The organism is Mumia xiangluensis, from assembly GCF_010994095.1.
Taxonomy (GTDB): domain Bacteria; phylum Actinomycetota; class Actinomycetes; order Propionibacteriales; family Nocardioidaceae; genus Mumia; species Mumia xiangluensis.
The window spans coordinates 1,005,112-1,019,499 of record NZ_WJYO01000001.1 but is presented as its reverse complement, the minus strand read 5'-3'; the positions used below and the strand labels follow the sequence as shown (position 1 = coordinate 1,019,499).

16 protein-coding genes and 1 pseudogene are annotated in these 14,388 nt (G+C 69.8%); 12 read left to right on the top strand and 5 right to left on the bottom strand.

Annotated elements, in window-relative coordinates; all coding sequences use genetic code 11:
- Nucleotides 1-29: 29 nt before the first annotated feature.
- The 4 genes from GH747_RS04640 to GH747_RS04625 all read left to right on the top strand — a co-directional run bounded on the left by GH747_RS04640 (nucleotide 30) and on the right by GH747_RS04625 (nucleotide 3,013).
- Complete coding sequence (locus GH747_RS04640) at nucleotides 30-863, top strand: DUF1295 domain-containing protein (protein WP_149768343.1); 834 nt, start codon at nucleotides 30-32, stop codon at nucleotides 861-863.
- The gene (locus GH747_RS04635; protein ID WP_149768342.1) at nucleotides 860-1,729 is read left to right on the top strand and encodes an acyl-CoA thioesterase; all 870 of its coding nucleotides are present in this window, start codon (nucleotides 860-862) and stop codon (nucleotides 1,727-1,729) included. The genes GH747_RS04640 and GH747_RS04635 overlap by 4 nt, the downstream gene beginning before the upstream one ends.
- Nucleotides 1,730-1,823: 94 nt before the next feature.
- Entirely contained in the window at nucleotides 1,824-2,393 is a 570-nt protein-coding gene (locus tag GH747_RS04630; protein WP_149768341.1) for a hypothetical protein, read from the top strand.
- A 23-nt stretch (nucleotides 2,394-2,416) separates the two neighbouring features.
- Nucleotides 2,417-3,013, top strand: a complete 597-nt coding sequence (locus GH747_RS04625) for a hypothetical protein (protein ID WP_149768340.1) — start codon at nucleotides 2,417-2,419, stop codon at nucleotides 3,011-3,013.
- A gap of 170 nt (nucleotides 3,014-3,183) precedes the next feature.
- Here the strand turns inward: GH747_RS04625 and GH747_RS04620 are convergent, their stop codons facing one another.
- Nucleotides 3,184-4,029: a 3-hydroxybutyryl-CoA dehydrogenase gene (locus GH747_RS04620; RefSeq protein WP_149768339.1), complete on the bottom strand. Its 846-nt coding sequence runs from the start codon at nucleotides 4,027-4,029 to the stop codon at nucleotides 3,184-3,186.
- 184 nt (nucleotides 4,030-4,213) lie between these two features.
- Here GH747_RS04620 and GH747_RS04615 point away from each other — a divergent pair, with 184 nt between their 5' ends.
- Nucleotides 4,214-5,428: an MFS transporter gene (locus tag GH747_RS04615; protein WP_194842881.1), complete on the top strand. Its 1,215-nt coding sequence runs from the start codon at nucleotides 4,214-4,216 to the stop codon at nucleotides 5,426-5,428.
- On the opposite strand, the gene GH747_RS04610 is transcribed toward GH747_RS04615, so the two are convergent.
- Nucleotides 5,429-5,794, bottom strand: coding sequence for an ArsR/SmtB family transcription factor (locus tag GH747_RS04610; RefSeq protein ID WP_149768338.1), 366 nt, complete (start codon nucleotides 5,792-5,794; stop codon nucleotides 5,429-5,431).
- 84 nt (nucleotides 5,795-5,878) lie between these two features.
- Between GH747_RS04610 and GH747_RS04605 the strand changes: the two genes are divergently transcribed.
- The 3 genes from GH747_RS04605 to GH747_RS04595 are packed head-to-tail and all read left to right on the top strand — an operon-like array spanning nucleotide 5,879 to nucleotide 8,240.
- Nucleotides 5,879-7,300 carry an FAD-dependent oxidoreductase gene (locus tag GH747_RS04605; protein WP_149768337.1) on the top strand — a complete coding sequence of 474 codons (1,422 nt, stop codon included), beginning with the start codon at nucleotides 5,879-5,881 and terminating at the stop codon, nucleotides 7,298-7,300.
- Nucleotides 7,291-7,548 carry a helix-turn-helix domain-containing protein gene (locus GH747_RS04600; protein ID WP_149768336.1) on the top strand — a complete coding sequence of 86 codons (258 nt, stop codon included), beginning with the start codon at nucleotides 7,291-7,293 and terminating at the stop codon, nucleotides 7,546-7,548. The genes GH747_RS04605 and GH747_RS04600 overlap by 10 nt, the downstream gene beginning before the upstream one ends.
- Complete coding sequence (locus tag GH747_RS04595) at nucleotides 7,545-8,240, top strand: cation diffusion facilitator family transporter (RefSeq protein ID WP_149768335.1); 696 nt, start codon at nucleotides 7,545-7,547, stop codon at nucleotides 8,238-8,240. The genes GH747_RS04600 and GH747_RS04595 overlap by 4 nt, the downstream gene beginning before the upstream one ends.
- A gap of 11 nt (nucleotides 8,241-8,251) precedes the next feature.
- On the opposite strand, the gene GH747_RS21995 is transcribed toward GH747_RS04595, so the two are convergent.
- The 3 genes and pseudogenes from GH747_RS21995 to arsB all read right to left on the bottom strand — a co-directional run bounded on the left by GH747_RS21995 (nucleotide 8,252) and on the right by arsB (nucleotide 10,752).
- Complete coding sequence (locus GH747_RS21995) at nucleotides 8,252-8,656, bottom strand: arsenate reductase ArsC (protein WP_205602807.1); 405 nt, start codon at nucleotides 8,654-8,656, stop codon at nucleotides 8,252-8,254.
- Between the two features lie 63 nt (nucleotides 8,657-8,719).
- Nucleotides 8,720-9,658: pseudogene (locus GH747_RS22465) on the bottom strand (metalloregulator ArsR/SmtB family transcription factor); the annotation flags it as partial.
- Nucleotides 9,655-10,752, bottom strand: coding sequence for an ACR3 family arsenite efflux transporter (gene arsB, locus GH747_RS04585; RefSeq protein ID WP_149768333.1), 1,098 nt, complete (start codon nucleotides 10,750-10,752; stop codon nucleotides 9,655-9,657). The gene arsB and the pseudogene GH747_RS22465, both read right to left, overlap by 4 nt.
- Before the next feature lie 156 nt (nucleotides 10,753-10,908).
- Here arsB and GH747_RS04580 point away from each other — a divergent pair, with 156 nt between their 5' ends.
- The 4 genes from GH747_RS04580 (at nucleotide 10,909) to GH747_RS04565 (ending at nucleotide 14,378) form a co-directional block, all read left to right on the top strand.
- Nucleotides 10,909-11,388, top strand: coding sequence for a DUF4334 domain-containing protein (locus GH747_RS04580; RefSeq protein ID WP_149768332.1), 480 nt, complete (start codon nucleotides 10,909-10,911; stop codon nucleotides 11,386-11,388).
- Entirely contained in the window at nucleotides 11,385-12,440 is a 1,056-nt protein-coding gene (locus GH747_RS04575; protein ID WP_149768331.1) for an alcohol dehydrogenase catalytic domain-containing protein, read from the top strand. Before GH747_RS04580 ends, GH747_RS04575 begins: the two co-directional genes overlap by 4 nt.
- Nucleotides 12,441-12,534: 94 nt before the next feature.
- On the top strand, nucleotides 12,535-13,182 hold the full coding sequence (locus tag GH747_RS04570; protein ID WP_153816614.1) for a hypothetical protein: 648 nt from the start codon (nucleotides 12,535-12,537) through the stop codon (nucleotides 13,180-13,182).
- Nucleotides 13,179-14,378, top strand: a complete 1,200-nt coding sequence (locus GH747_RS04565) for a PrsW family intramembrane metalloprotease (protein ID WP_149768329.1) — start codon at nucleotides 13,179-13,181, stop codon at nucleotides 14,376-14,378. The genes GH747_RS04570 and GH747_RS04565 overlap by 4 nt, the downstream gene beginning before the upstream one ends.
- Nucleotides 14,379-14,388: the final 10 nt, after the last annotated feature.

Below are 14,388 nucleotides of genomic sequence, written 5' to 3'. Positions count from 1 at the left end.
CCCACCGAGCGAGAGCGAACACCACACCCATGTCCGACTTCCCCTGGGGCGATCTCGCCCTGAACCTGATCGTGAGCGCCGCGGCCGTGCTCGTCCTGATGGGCGCCATCATGGCCACCGCGATCGCGATCAAGAACCAGTCGATCATCGACATCTTCTGGGGCCCCGGCTTCGTCGTGGTCGCCCTGGTCTCCTACCTCGTCTCGGCGTCGTCCTCCGGCGACGACACCCGCAGGCTCGTGGTCCTCCTCCTCACCGCCGCGTGGGGTCTGCGCCTCGGGATCTACATCGGCAACCGCAACCGCGGCCACGGCGAGGACAAGCGCTACACCGCGCTGATGCGTCACCAGACCGGCTCGCTCGTCGGCTACCTGATCCGCAAGATCTACGGGCTCCAGGGCGTCCTGCTGTTCGTCGTGTCCCTCCCCGTGCAGGTGGCGATGTACGAGAGCTCGTCGCTGGGCATCCTCGGCACGCTCGGCATCCTGGTCTGGCTCGTGGGCTTCTCGTTCGAGGCGATCGGCGACTGGCAGCTCAAGCGCTTCAAGGCTGACCCGGCGAACGCCGGCAAGATCATGGACCGCGGCCTGTGGGCGTGGACGCGGCACCCGAACTACTTCGGCGACTCCTGCGTGTGGTTCGGCCTGTGGCTGCTCGCACTCGGGCACCCGATCGGCATCGTCACCGTGATCTCGCCGATCGTGATGACCGTCCTGCTCCTGCGGTTCAGCGGCAAGGCGCTCCTGGAGAAGGGCATGCGCCGCAGCAAGGGAGCGGCGTACGACGAGTACGTGGCACGCACCAGCGGGTTCTTCCCCCGTCCCCCGCGGCGTACGGCGACGGCAGGCAAGGTCGCCGGATGACGACAGCCCAGTCGGAGGGCACCCTCGCAGGCCTCTTCGACCTCGAGCAGGCCGGTCCGGACACCTGGGTCGGAGGCAGCGACGTGATCCCCCTCCCGCAGCTGTTCGGCGGGCAGCTCGTCGCCCAATCGATCGTTGCGGCGGGCCGGTCGGCGGGCGCGGGCAAGCGGGTCCACTCGTCGCACACGGCGTTCCTCCGGCCAGGCGTGTCGCACGTGCCGGTCCGCTTCTCCGTGGAGTCCCTGCGCGACGGCCGCCGGCTCTCCGTGCACGAGGTCAGCGCGTGGCAGGACGAGCGGCTCGTCTGCCGGACGATCGTGTCGTCGGCGACCGACGACGACGGCGTCCGGCACGAACGCCCCGCGCCGGCGGTGGTCGGACCGGAGGACAGTGTTCCCCTGCAGGTGCTCGCCGAGGACGACGGCGGTCTCGGCGAGTTCTGGGACGGGTTCACCGCGATCGAGGTGCGCGTCGCACCGATCGACGAGAACGACCGCGTGCCGCACTCGGCGGTCGCGCCGCGCAACATCTGGATGCGCGCCAGCGACCGGCTGCCCGACGACCCCCTCGTGCACCGGGCCGCGCTCGCGTACGCCAGCGACCTGATGCTGATGGCCACCGCGGTCGCCCCGCACGGAGCGGTCACCGGGCACGAGCGGACCATGGCGGCCGACTGGTGGGCCGTCTCGCTCGACCACACCCTGTGGTTCCGCGGTGACCTGCGATCGGACGAGTGGCTGCTGTTCGAGCACACCACGCCGATGGCGCACGCCGGTCGAGCGCTGATCAACGCCGCGGTGTTCGACACCTCGGGCGACGCGGTCTGCCAGGTCTCGCAGGAGGCGCTGGTCCGTCCGCAGCGATGAGCCTCGGCCGGCGGTTCAGCCTCCCCTTCCAACGGGGCGGGCGAAACGGTAGTTTCGAAGGGTCCTCCCCATCGACCGCCGGAGGCGAGCCCTTGTGTTCATCCAGGTCATCCAGGGAAAGTGCTACCGCCGCAACGACATGCGGGCCGCCATCGAGGAGTGGCGGGACGAGCGCGCACCCGATGTCGTGGGATGGCTCGGCGGCACGTACGGCTTCACCGACGACGACGTGTTCGTTGCTGTCGTCCAGTTCGGGTCCAGCGAGGACGCACGCCAGAACACCGAGACCCGCGAGCACAGCGACTGGTGGGCGCGCACACGGCGCCTCTTCGACGGCGACCCGGTGTTCCACAACTGCTCGCACGTCGCGCTGGCCGTCGACGAAGGGTTCGAAGAGGCGCGGTTCGTCCAGGTGATCCAGGGTCGTGCTGACGACCCCGACCACCTCGAGGCGATGGCCGCGGAGATGCAGGAGATCCTCACTGAACGGCCGGAGATCATCGGCGCCACCCTCGCCGTCGACGAGTCGGGCACCTTCACCCAGACGGTCGCGTTCACGAACGAGGCGTCGGCCCGCCATGGCGAGAACCCTCCGGCTCCGGCTGCGGACGGGGTACGACGCCTCGACCTCAGGCAGCCGTGGTTCGCGAACCGGTGGGGATAGGGACCGAGACACAGGAGGCAGACATGTTCATCCAGGTCATCCAGGGTCCGTGCACCCGGCAGGACGAGATGCGCGCGACGATGGAGCAGTGGCGGACCGAGCGCGCAGACGACGTGGTCGGCTGGCTCGGCGGCACCTACGGATTCACCGACGACGGCATGTTCGTGGCCGTCGTACGGTTCGACTCCGAGGAGTCAGCACGGTCCAACTCCGACAGCCGTGAGCAGAGCGACTGGTGGGAGCGGACGCGCGGGCTGTTCGACAGCGAGCCGCAGTTCCACGACTGCACCGACGTCACGCTCGCGCTCGACGGCGGCTCGGACGACGCCGGGTTCGTGCAGGTCATCCAGGGCAGGGTCGCCGACGCCGACCGTCTCAAGTCGATGCTGACCGACACCGACCAGCTCCACGAGGCCCGGCCGGACATCATCGGCGCCACGCTCGCGATCTCCGACGACGGCACGTTCACCGAGACCGTCGCCTTCACTGACGAGGAGTCGGCACGGCGGGGTGAGCAGCAGGACATGCCGGAGGAGGTACGCGCCGACATGGAGGCCGCGATGGCCGACGTGTCGTACCTCGACCTGCATCAGCCGTGGTTCGCCTCGCGCTGGGGGTGACACCACCTCAACGCTGGTCGAGGCACGAAGTGATCGAGACCTCCACCACCTCAACGCTGGTCGAGGCACGAAGTGATCGAGACCTCGACCACCTCACGCTGGTCGAGGCACGAAGTGATCGAGACCTCTACCACCTCACCGCTGGTCGAGGCACGAAGTGATCGAGACCTCTACTCGTAGGTGTAGAACCCGCGACCGGACTTCCGCCCGAGCAGGCCCGCGTCGACCATGCGCGCGAGCAGCGGCGGCGGGGCGTACAGCTGCTCCTTGAACTCCTCGTACAGCGACTCGGCCACGGCCTTCGTCGTGTCGAGGCCGATGAGGTCGGCCAGGGCGAGCGGGCCCTGCGGGTGGGCGGCACCGCGCACCAGGCCCTCGTCGATGTCCTCGGCCGTCGCGAAGCCCGACTCGAGCATCCGGATCGCCTGCAGCACGAACGGGATCAGGAGCGCGTTGACGACGAATCCGGCACGGTCCTGGCTGAGGATCGCGTGCTTGCCGAGCGCGCCCTCGACGAAGCTGCGGGCTTCGAGCGTGGTCTTCTCGCTCGTCAGCAGGCTCGGGACCAGCTCGACGAGGGACAGGACGGGCACCGGGTTGAAGAAGTGGATCCCGAGGACCTTGTCAGGACGCTTGGTGACGACCGCGAGCTTCATGATCGGGATCGACGAGGTGTTGGAGGCGAGGATCGCGTCCGGCGACTCGACCAGCTCGTCGAGCTGCTTGAAGAGGGCGACCTTGGTGGCCTCGTCCTCGACGATCGCCTCGATCACGAGGTCGCGGTCACGCAGCGCGTTGATGTCCTCGACGACGGCGATGCGCTCCAGGACGGCGGCGGCGCTGTCGATCCGGCCGCGTGACTCGGCGCGCTCGAGCGACTTCGTGATCCGGGCCAGACCGGCCTCGACACGCTCGGGCGACGACTCCACCGCGATCACCTGTGCGCCCGATCGCGCGCACACCTCGACGATGCCCGCACCCATCAGGCCGCAGCCGACCACACCGATCTTGTCCATGGTTCTCCCTCATGACGAAGGCGCACACCTCGTACGCCCCACCGTCGACCGTACGTACTACTGACGGGTACTCCAAACCGGCTTCCAGCAAATGGAACGCAGTTCCATTTGCTGGAAGCACGTCTCTCCATGCCATCGACAGCCTTCGATGTATGCTCGTGCTCCCGCACTGGACGGAGGTCGAATGGCGGAGCTCGCGACCGACGAACGCGTCCTGCCGACACCGGCGCTGCGACGCGTCACGGCGGTGCTGTGCGCGACCGAGATCGTGAGCTGGGGCGTCCTCTACTACGCCTTTCCTGTCGTCCTGGCGGACCTCGTGGCCGACACAGGGTGGCCGATGGGGGCGGTCGTCGCCGCGTTCTCCCTGAGCCAGGTGGTGGCCGGCGTGACGGGGGTCGGTGTCGGTCGCTGGATCGACGCTCACGGGCCGCGCGGCGTCATGACGGCAGGGTCCGGCCTGGCCGTCGTCGCCGTGGCAGGCATGGCGGCGACGCAGAACCTCGCGTGGTTCGTCGCCGCGTGGCTGATGGTCGGCGTCGCCTGCGCCGCGACCCTGTACGCGCCGGCCTTCGCCGCACTGACCCACTGGGGCGGGGCGGACCGAGTCAAGGCGCTCACAGCGGTGACGCTGGTCGCAGGTCTGGCGAGCACGGTCTTCGCCCCCTTGACCGCCGTCCTGCTCGGCCCCCTGGGGTGGCGTGACACGTACGGCGTCCTTGCCGCCATCCTCCTGATCACCGTGCCGATGCACTGGTGGGGTCTGCGCCATCCGTGGCCAGGCCCCCACCACCGGGCGGAGCCCACGGCTGGCCTGGACGGACCACCGGTGTGGCGGTCGGGCGCGTTCCTCGCGCTGACCGCGGCGATCTGCCTGGCGGCGGCTGCGATCTACGCCGGCGTGATCAATCTCGTGCCCATGCTGCTCGAACGCGGCCTCAGCACGGAGTCTGCGGCGGTCGTCCTCGGTGTCGGCGGAGTCGGCCAGGTCTGTGGCCGGCTGGGCTACCGACGCCTGGAGGCGGCGACCAGCGTGCGAACCCGTACGACGCTGGTCGTCGCCGCGGTCGCAGCGACGACACTGCTCCTCGCCGTCGTACCCGGGCCGTACGCACTCCTGGCCGTCGTCTCGTTCCTCGCAGGAACCGCTCGGGGCGCATGCACACTCATCCAGGCGACCGCCGTGACAGATCGCTGGGGCGTGCACCGCTACGGCACGCTCAACGGGCTGCTCTCGGCACCGCTGATGTTCGCGGTCGCGCTCTCGCCGTGGCTCGGGACGGTCCTCGCGGAGAACCTGGGTGGCTACCCTGCGGCGTTCGGCGTCCTCGCCGGGCTGGCCGTCGCGGCGACGCTGCTCACTCCACTGACCATGCCGCGACGCCCGGTCCTCCCCTGATCAGGACGCTCCAGCGGTCTCGTCGAGCGCGGCGCCGAGGTCGGAGAGCGCACCCGGCACGAGCGAGTAGTACGCCCAGACGCCGCGCTTCTCGCGACTGAGGAGGCCGGCGTCGACGAGGATCTTGAGGTGGTGGCTCACGGTCGGCTGACTGAGGCCGACGGGCTCGGTCAGGTCGCACACGCATGCTTCCCCACCCTCGTGCGCAGCCACGATCGAGAGCAGCTGCACCCGCGCCGGGTCCGCGAGCGCCTTGAAGCGACGGGCGAGGTCACGTGCCGTCTCCGGGGTGACGGCCGTCCCGACCAGCGGGGCGCAGCAGGCACCAGCGGTGGGGATGACCTCGAGAGGGATCGTCGCGCTCATACCTCCATCTTGCCACGCATCGAAGAACGTGGATATATTCGAGGCGGCAAACATCGACGTTCTTCGATCCCCTAGGAGTGACCCATGAGCGACCCGGCACGAGACAGCCTCCCGACCATCGTCATCGGCGCGGGCCCAGTCGGGCTGGCGGCGGCGGCACACCTGCTGGAGCGCGGGCTCGACCCGCTGGTCCTCGAGGCCGGCGAGCAGGTCGGCGCAGCGGTGGCGTCGTGGGGGCACGTCCGCATCTTCTCGCCATGGCGCTACAACATCGACGCCGCTGCCCGGCGCCTGCTCGAGCCCGCCGGCTGGTCGGTGCCCGACCTCGACGCGCTGCCCACCGGGGGTGAGCTCGTCGACGACTACCTGACCCCGCTCGCCGACACACCCCAGCTGAGCGGGCGCATCCACACCCGCACGCGGGTGCTCGGCGTCTCCCGCCTCACCGCCGACAAGACCCGGACCATCGGCCGCGAAGGCAAGGGCTACCGGGTTCGCGTCGTCGGCCCGGACGGCGCGGTCGAGGACCTGCTCGCACGCGCGGTCATCGACGCCTCCGGCACCTACGGCACCTCCAACCCGCTCGGCGTCGGCGGGCTCCCCGCCTTGGGCGAGGCGGATGCACGGGCGTACGTCACCGGCCCCCTGCCCGATGTCGAGGGGAAGGACCGCGTCCGGTTCGCCGGCCGGCGCACCCTCGTCGTCGGCATGGGACACTCGGCCGCGAACACGCTGCTCAGCCTCATTCAGCTCGCGGAGGACGAGCCCGGCACCGAGGTCGTCTGGGCGATCCGCGGCGGCTCGGCGCGTCGCCTGTACGGCGGCGGTGCAGACGACGAGCTGCCCGCTCGCGGCCTGCTGGGGACACGCCTGAAGGCAGCCGTCGATGCGGGACGCGTGCGACTCCTCACGTTCGTCGAGATCGACCGGCTCGACGCTGGCGAGGACGATGTGCGGGTCGTCGGCCGGTCACGTGACGGCGTCCTCGACGTCACGGTGGACGCGATCGTGAACGCGACGGGCTTCCGCCCCGACCTCGACGTGATCCGCGAGGTCCGCCTCGACCTCGACCCGGCGCTCGAGTGCCCTGCCGGGATCGCCGAGATGATCGACCCGAACTTCCACTCGTGCGGCACCGTCCCGCCGCACGGGGAGAAGCTCCTCGCACAGCCCGACGACGGCTTCTACATCGTCGGCATGAAGTCGTACGGCCGTGCGCCGACGTTCCTCATGGCGACCGGCTACGAGCAGGTGCGTTCGATCGCAGCCGCGCTGGCCGGTGACCGCACGGCCGCCGACACCGTCGAGCTGAACCTTCCCGAGACCGGTGTGTGCTCGTCCGACCTAGCGCTGGACGCCGACGGCCAGCAGGCGGGCGCCGCGTGCTGCGGCAGCACGCCGGCAGAGCCCGCACTTCTCACACTGACCTCCGCACCCGCCGGGGTCGGTTTCGCGACCGGCGTCGAGCACGGCCGCTCGGGGGACGCGGGCGGAGGGTGCAGCTGAGCGCCCGTCGTGAGGCTCCCGCGTTCCCCTCCGACCTCGCGGACGCGCTCGGCGTGTCGCGAAAGGTGATGTCGAACCAGCTGGCCTGCCTGCGCGGGTGCGGCCTGGTCGAGGCCGTCCCAGAGGGACGTCGGACCTCGTACCGGTTGGCCGACCCGCACCTCGCGCCCGCGTTGAGCGAGCTTCTTCGCGTCGTCCTCCTCGTCGATCCCGACTGTTGCGCAGGCGAGGAGTGCGGCTGCTCATGACGTCGATCTCGATCGGCCGACCACCTTTGACCGCGGAGCGCCGGACCCGACTTCAGCGGCGCATCCGGTGGATCGTCGCCACGACCATCGTCTACAACCTTGTCGAGGCCGTCATCGCGCTGACAGCCGGACGCATCGCCTCGTCGTCGGCCCTGGTCGGATTCGGCCTCGACTCGCTCGTCGAGGTCCTGTCGGCGGCGGCCGTCGCCTGGCAGTTCGCCGCACCCGACCCGCACTCGCGCGAGCGGGTCGCCATGCGGCTGATCGCGCTCTCGTTCTTCGGTCTCGCTGTCTTCGTCAGCGCTGACGCCATCCGAGCGCTCGCGGGAGCCTCCGAGCCGGACCACTCCTCCGTCGGCATCGCCCTCGCCGCCGTCAGTCTCGCCGTGATGCCGCTGCTGTCCTGGATCGAGCGCCGAACAGGACGCGAGCTCGGTTCGGCGTCTGCAGTCGCCGACTCGAAGCAGACGCTCATCTGCTCCTACCTGTCCGCCGTGCTGCTCGTCGGCCTGCTCCTCAACAGCACCCTGGGCTGGTCCTGGGCGGATCCGATCGCTGCACTCGTGATCGCCGGGTTCGCCGTCCGCGAGGGCCGCGAAGCATGGCGCGGCGAAGTCTGCTGCAGCCCCGTCGGCGCCCTCACCGGAGACACGTCCACAGCATGCACCGACGGCTGCTGCGGCGAGCGCTGACCAACGGCCGCTCAGACCCCCAGCTCGTCCAGCAGGGTGACGACGCGGGCGCGGATCTCGTCGCGGATCGGACGCACGGCGTCGATGCCCCGCCCAGCGGGGTCGTCGAGCTTCCAGTCTTCGTAGCGCTTCCCCGGGAAGTACGGGCACGCGTCACCGCAGCCCATCGTGATGACGGCGTCCGACTCCTGGACCGACTCGGCCGTCAGGAGCTTGGGGACCTCGGCGCGGATGTCGATGCCGACCTCGGCCATGGCCTCGACGGCCACCGGGTTGATCTGCTCGGCGGGCATCGAGCCGGCCGAGCGTACGACGACCGCGTCACCGGCGAGGGCTCCGAGGAAGCCGGCAGCCATCTGGGACCGACCGGCGTTGTGTACGCAGACGAACAGGACCTGGGGGCGGGACACGGTCATCGAGGCTCTCCTTCGGACGGGGGAAAGCGTCAGGTCGGGGACGAGGTCGGCCAGCAGGGCGCGGACACGACGGTCGATCTCGGCGCGGATCGCATTCAGGCCTTCGGGTGAGGCGAGCGCGGGATCGCCGACGGGCCAGTCCTCGTACCGGACTCCGGGGATGACCGGGCAGACATCGCCGCAACCCATGGTCACGACGACGTCGGCGGCGCGCACGGCGTCGTCGGTCAGCGGTTTGGGGAACGCCGGCGCCGAGTCGGGCGCGAGGGCCACGATCATCTCGCCGACCCCGGCGTGCAGGTCGGCGGCAGGCGCCGAACCGGCAGAGCGTACGACGACCTGCGGGCCCGCGTAGTGGTTCACGAGTGCTGCGGCGAGCTGCGACCGTCCCGCGTTCGCGACGCAGACGAAGAGCACCTGCGGCGGCGCGCCCGTACGGTCGGGCTGGAGGTCGTCGAGACGCTGGCGGGCGAAGCGCTCGGTCAGCGCGATCAGGTGCGGGGTGACGGACGCGGCACGGGCGAGCGCCGTGTACGACTCGCGCACCGTCGCGAGGACCAGCGCCGGACTCGTCGACCCGTACGCCGCCGCGAGGTCGTCGGCGAGGTGCGCGAGCGCGGCATCCGCGTCGGCCAGTCCGGTGCGCCCACGCGCGTCGAGCCGGTGGTCCAGCGCCGCGGGAGCGAACGAGTCGAGCAGCGTCGCGACGGCTGGTTTGAACGCGTCGGCCACGCGGTACCAGACCCAGGTCCCGCGGCGTTCTGAGACGAGCACGCCGACGTCCTTGAGGACCTTGAGGTGGTGGGACACGGTCGGCTGCGAGACGTCGGCCAGCTCCGCGAGGTCGCAGACGCACGACTCGCCGGTCGGGCTGGCAGCGATCGCCGACAGCATCCGCAGCCGCAGCGGATCTGCGAGCGCCTTGAGCGTGCCGGCGAGGGAGACGGCGACGCCCTCGCCGATCGCGTGCGCGGCGCTCGCCGGAGTGCAGTCCAGCGTCATCGGGGCACCTCCTCACGCGACTGCGCGGCGGTCGCAGCGCCGTACGGGTCGACACCGAACCACCGGCGTGCGAGCCACAGCGACACGTACACGAGGCCGACCAGGACCGGCACCTCGATCAGCGGGCCGACCACGCCCGCGAGCGCCTGACCCGAGGTCGCACCGAACGTGCCGATCGCGACCGCGATCGCGAGCTCGAAGTTGTTGCCCGCTGCCGTGAACGCAAGCGTGGCCGACCGCGGGTAGCCCATGCCGTACGCCTTGCCGGTCACCATGCCGGCGCCCCACATCACGGCGAAGTAGACGAGCAGCGGGAGGGCGATCCGGACGACGTCCCACGGGTGCGACGTGACCGCTTCGCCCTGCAGCGCGAAGAGCAGAACGATCGTGAAGAGGAGGCCGTACAGCGCCCAGGGGCCGACCCGTGGGAGGAAGTGCGCCTCGTACCAGTCCCGGCCGCGGCGACGCTCCGCGATCCAGCGCGACGCGAAGCCGGCCGCGAGGGGGACGCCGAGGAAGACGAGCACGTTGAGCGCGATCTGTCCGGCAGAGACCTCGAGGCCTTGCGTGTCGAGGCCGAGCCACTCGGGAAGGACCGTCAGGTAGAACCAGCCGAGGAGCGAGAAGGCGACGACCTGGAAGACCGAGTTGATCGCGACCAGGACCGCCGCGGCTTCCCGGTCGCCGCAAGCGAGGTCGTTCCAGATGACGACCATGGCGATGCAACGAGCGAGTCCGACGATGATGAGGCCGGTGCGGTACTCCGGGAGGTCGGCGAGGAAGACCCACGCCAGCGCGAACATCAGAGCCGGGCCGAGGAGCCAGTTGAGGACGAGCGAGCTGACGAGGAGTCGCTTGTCGCCCGTCACGGCGGCGACCCGGTCGTAGCGGACCTTGGCGAGCACCGGGTACATCATCACGAGCAGGCCGAGGGCGATCGGCACGGAGATGCCGCCGACCTCGAGCATCGCGAGGGCGTCGGAGAGGCCGGGGACGAAGCGGCCGAGCACGAGACCCGCAGCCATGGCCAGACCGATCCACAGCGGGAGCCAGCGGTCGAGCGTGGAGAGGCGCACGGGAGCCTGTATCGACATACGTCTATGTTGACACATGTCGATACAGGCGCAGCACGGCCCAGCAGGTGCACCTGATGCTCGCCGTACAAGTGAATCTCTACTACCCTCAGCCTCTGGCGCCTGTTCGCCTTCATGACATTGGGTTTGCAGCGGATTAAATTAACGGAGGTTCACATGCTCACGGACTCGCACACCGGACGAAGCCTGTGGGACGAGCTGCGCTCGAGCGAGGGTCCGGTGGACACGGAGCTGCTCGACGAGCTGTGGGCCAGCCTCGAGACCGTCGACGCCGGCGAGATCCTCGGGAGCTGGAAAGGGTTCGCCTTCCCGACCGATCATCCGCTCCAGATCACGCTCACGAAGAGCCGCTGGCACGGCAAGCGGTTCCACTCGCTGCAGTGGGCCCAGCCCCTGATCTGCGCGGACGACGACGGCGAGCTGGTCTCCGACCTCAAGTCCGGGCGTGGCGAGGCGAGCCTCTGGAACGTCGAGTTCCGCGGCGAGGTCACCGCGACGATGGTGTACGACGGGATGCCGATCTTCGACCACTTCAAGCGGGTCGACGACACCACGCTCATGGGGATCATGAACGGCAAGCCGGAGCTGGTGCTGGCTGACGCCAAGCACTTCTACTTCGGTCTGGAGCGCGAGTGAGAACGACCGTCCTCCTGCACCGCAGTGACGAGCCGGCCGCACTCGTCGACGCGGAGCTCGACGCGCTGCGGCCCGATGAGGTCCTCGTCCGTGTCGAGGCGACCGGGCTCTGCCACACCGACCTCGTGACGCTCGCCGGACTCCGCGGCGCACCCGCGGTGCTCGGTCACGAAGGGTGCGGGCTCGTCGAACGCGTCGGCGAGGCAGTCACGGACCTCGTCCCAGGAGACCGGGTCGTGATCTCCTTCCGGTTCTGCGGCCGCTGCGCGCAGTGCGACGCCGGCCACCCCGCGTACTGCGAGCACGCCGCTCACCTGAACAGCTCCGGACGACGCCCGGACGGTACGCCGACGGTGACCGTGGACGGTCAGCCGGTCTTCGCGTCCTTCTTCGGACAGTCGTCCTTCGCCTCCCACGCGATCGCTCCCGCGCAGTCCTGCGTCCGCGTCGCCGCCGACGTGCCTGCGCACGTCGCCGCTCCCCTGGGCTGCGGATTTCTCACCGGCGCTGGCGCGGTCCTCAACACGTTGGCCCCGACCGCCGGCGATCGCCTCCTGGTGGTCGGCGCAGGCGGAGTCGGCGCGGCTGCGGCCGCAACCGCGCTCGCCGTCGGCGTGGAGGTCGTCGTCATCGATCCGATGGAGCAGCGGCGTGCACTGGCGCAGTCGCTCGGCGCGACGGCGTACGCAGGTCTCGAGGACCAGCTCCCGTCGATCACCCACGCCCTCGACACCACCGGCCGCGCTGACGTGATCGCAGCGACGCTGAAGCGACTGTCACCACGCGGGGTCCTCGCCCTGGTCGGCCTGGGCAAGGTGCTCGGCGAGATCGATCTGCGCGACGTGATGTTGCGCGGCCTCCAGCTGCGGGGCTGCGTCGAGGGGGACGCCGTACCTGCGGTGACGATCCCCCGCCTGGTCGCGCTGTACCGCGAGGGGTTGCTCCCGCTGGACCGGCTCGTCGCGACGTTCACGCTGGATGAGTTCGACGCGGCGTTGAAGGCGCAACGCGATGGCGTGGCGGCAAAGGTCGTACTCCTGCCGCCCGCCTGAACCGACGCGGCCGACACACCGCGGGACTCCGGTGGCGCTCGAGGATCGAGAAGGGTTCAATCGTCTCTCCAGCCATTCTCGGACCAGGAGCAGCATGCCCAGTGCCACGACGTCACCGCCGCGCCCCGGGGCGGACGAGTTCCGTGTCCCGGTGGAGCACCGATTCCTCGGTCTCGACAAACGGAGCTTCCCCTTCGCGTTCATCGTCCTCGCCCTGTGGCTGGTCATGCATCTTGCGATTCCCCATCTCAACGAGGCCATCACTGGCGACGACAGCACCGCCGCCGGTGATCGGATGCTCGTTACGAGATCACTCGCGATCACACCGACCGCGGACTGGCAGGTCGAGCTCGGACTGCGCACCACCGACGACGCCGTCGGCGACCCCGAGACGATCGAGCTGACGAAGGGCGGGGTCCAGTTCGTCGTCCAGGCCGACGACTTCGACGGAGACGCCACTGCTCTGCTCGACCAGATCGAGCGCGTCTCCGAGGCTTCCGATCCCGGGGTGTTCAAGCCCGCCACCGCGCGCAGCACGGTGACGACGAGCTCCGGCATCACCGGCGTGTCCGAGACCGTACAGGGAGCGAACGCCACCGGCCGGGTCGTCGCCCTCACCGACGACGGCACCGGTATCGAGATCCAGGTCGGCGGTCCCAGCGACGAGATGGACCGCCTTGCAGCCGAGATCGACCAGATGATCAAGAGCCTCGGTCCCGTCGATACCCAGGAGCAGTCATGAGCAGCGCCACGGTCGGCACCGAGGATCTGACGACCCTGCGTCAGCAGCGCCGGGACGCGCTCGACGCGACCGGGTGGGGTCTCCCCTTCCGGTTCTTCCAGCCTCGGAACCTGTGCTTCTGGACCTTCCTGGTCATCGTCGGGTTCGGAGTCGTGAAGGCGTGGTCGGAGTTCACACCGCAGCTGGACTACTTCGCCACTGCGGTCACGCTCAGCGGCGGCATCGGGATCCTGTTCACCGCTGCCTGGGCGATCTGGTTCCGGCACCTGGACAAGTTCGAGCGCGAGCCCTGGTCGATGGTGACCGTCGCGTTCCTCTGGGGTGGATTCGCCGCGGTCTTCGCCATGGCCATCGACGCCAACACGGCTCTCAACTACCTGTACGGCAAGCTCTTCGGGCGTGACTTCAGCACCGACTGGGCGGCATCGCTGTCGGCACCGTTCACCGAGGAGCTGGCGAAGGGTGCGGGCATCCTCCTGCTGATCGGGCTGGCCAGGCACATCGTCGTCTCCGTCGCTGACGGCGTGATCCTGGGCGCTTTCGTCGGTCTGGGGTTTCAAGCGCTCGAGGACTTCATCTACTCCGGCCGCGCTGCCAGCGCGGGGTTCGGTGCGGACCAGGTGGACACGTCCATCCACATGAACGCGGCCCGGATCTACTCCGACCTCGTCTCCCACCCGCTCTTCACCGCCCTCTTCGGTGCCGGGCTGATCTACCTCGTCGGGAGCCGGGTGCAGCCGCGCCGAGTCGGACGTGGCCTGCTGCTCGTCTTCAGCGCCATGGCCATCCACGGCGTCTGGGACGGCATGCCGGCACTCGCCCGCGGCAACGGTGTCGCCTCGTTCGTGCTCATGGTCGGCGTTGCAACCGTCGCGCTGGTCGCGCTGTGGTGGGTCTTCGAATGGGCGACCCACCAGGCGGCCCCCTACGCCGCGAAGGTGCTCGCGCCTGAGGTCGCGACCGGTGTCGTGCACCAGTCGGAGGTCGACGCGCTGTTCGGGCGCAAGGCACGCAAGGCCTTCATCAAGTCACCCGCTGACGGCAAGAAGCGCGCTGGTAAGGCCTCGCGCTGGCACCACCGCCGCATCATCGCCGCCGTCCTCGACCTCAACGAGGACCTCGCCTCCAGCTACGGGGAGGACAGCCCAGCGGTAGCCCACTCCCGCGCCGAGGTCGAGCGCGTACGCAACCTGTGACCTGGCCGTC

What these genes read in the sequence shown, in the direction of transcription:
- GH747_RS04635 (WP_149768342.1), top strand. Translation starts at nt 860, where the DNA reads ATGACGACAGCCCAGTCGGAGGGCACCCTCGCAGGCCTCTTCGACCTC.
- GH747_RS04610 (WP_149768338.1), bottom strand. Translation starts at nt 5,794, where the DNA reads ATGAGCGCGACGATCCCTCTCGAGGTCATCCCCACCGCTGGTGCCTGC.
- arsB (WP_149768333.1), bottom strand. Translation starts at nt 10,752, where the DNA reads ATGTCGATACAGGCTCCCGTGCGCCTCTCCACGCTCGACCGCTGGCTC.
- GH747_RS04595 (WP_149768335.1), top strand. Translation starts at nt 7,545, where the DNA reads ATGACGTCGATCTCGATCGGCCGACCACCTTTGACCGCGGAGCGCCGG.
- GH747_RS04605 (WP_149768337.1), top strand. Translation starts at nt 5,879, where the DNA reads ATGAGCGACCCGGCACGAGACAGCCTCCCGACCATCGTCATCGGCGCG.
- GH747_RS04565 (WP_149768329.1), top strand. Translation starts at nt 13,179, where the DNA reads ATGAGCAGCGCCACGGTCGGCACCGAGGATCTGACGACCCTGCGTCAG.
- GH747_RS04640 (WP_149768343.1), top strand. Translation starts at nt 30, where the DNA reads ATGTCCGACTTCCCCTGGGGCGATCTCGCCCTGAACCTGATCGTGAGC.
- GH747_RS04580 (WP_149768332.1), top strand. Translation starts at nt 10,909, where the DNA reads ATGCTCACGGACTCGCACACCGGACGAAGCCTGTGGGACGAGCTGCGC.
- GH747_RS21995 (WP_205602807.1), bottom strand. Translation starts at nt 8,656, where the DNA reads ATGACCGTGTCCCGCCCCCAGGTCCTGTTCGTCTGCGTACACAACGCC.
- GH747_RS04620 (WP_149768339.1), bottom strand. Translation starts at nt 4,029, where the DNA reads ATGGACAAGATCGGTGTGGTCGGCTGCGGCCTGATGGGTGCGGGCATC.
- GH747_RS04615 (WP_194842881.1), top strand. Translation starts at nt 4,214, where the DNA reads ATGGCGGAGCTCGCGACCGACGAACGCGTCCTGCCGACACCGGCGCTG.
- GH747_RS04570 (WP_153816614.1), top strand. Translation starts at nt 12,535, where the DNA reads ATGCCCAGTGCCACGACGTCACCGCCGCGCCCCGGGGCGGACGAGTTC.
- GH747_RS04625 (WP_149768340.1), top strand. Translation starts at nt 2,417, where the DNA reads ATGTTCATCCAGGTCATCCAGGGTCCGTGCACCCGGCAGGACGAGATG.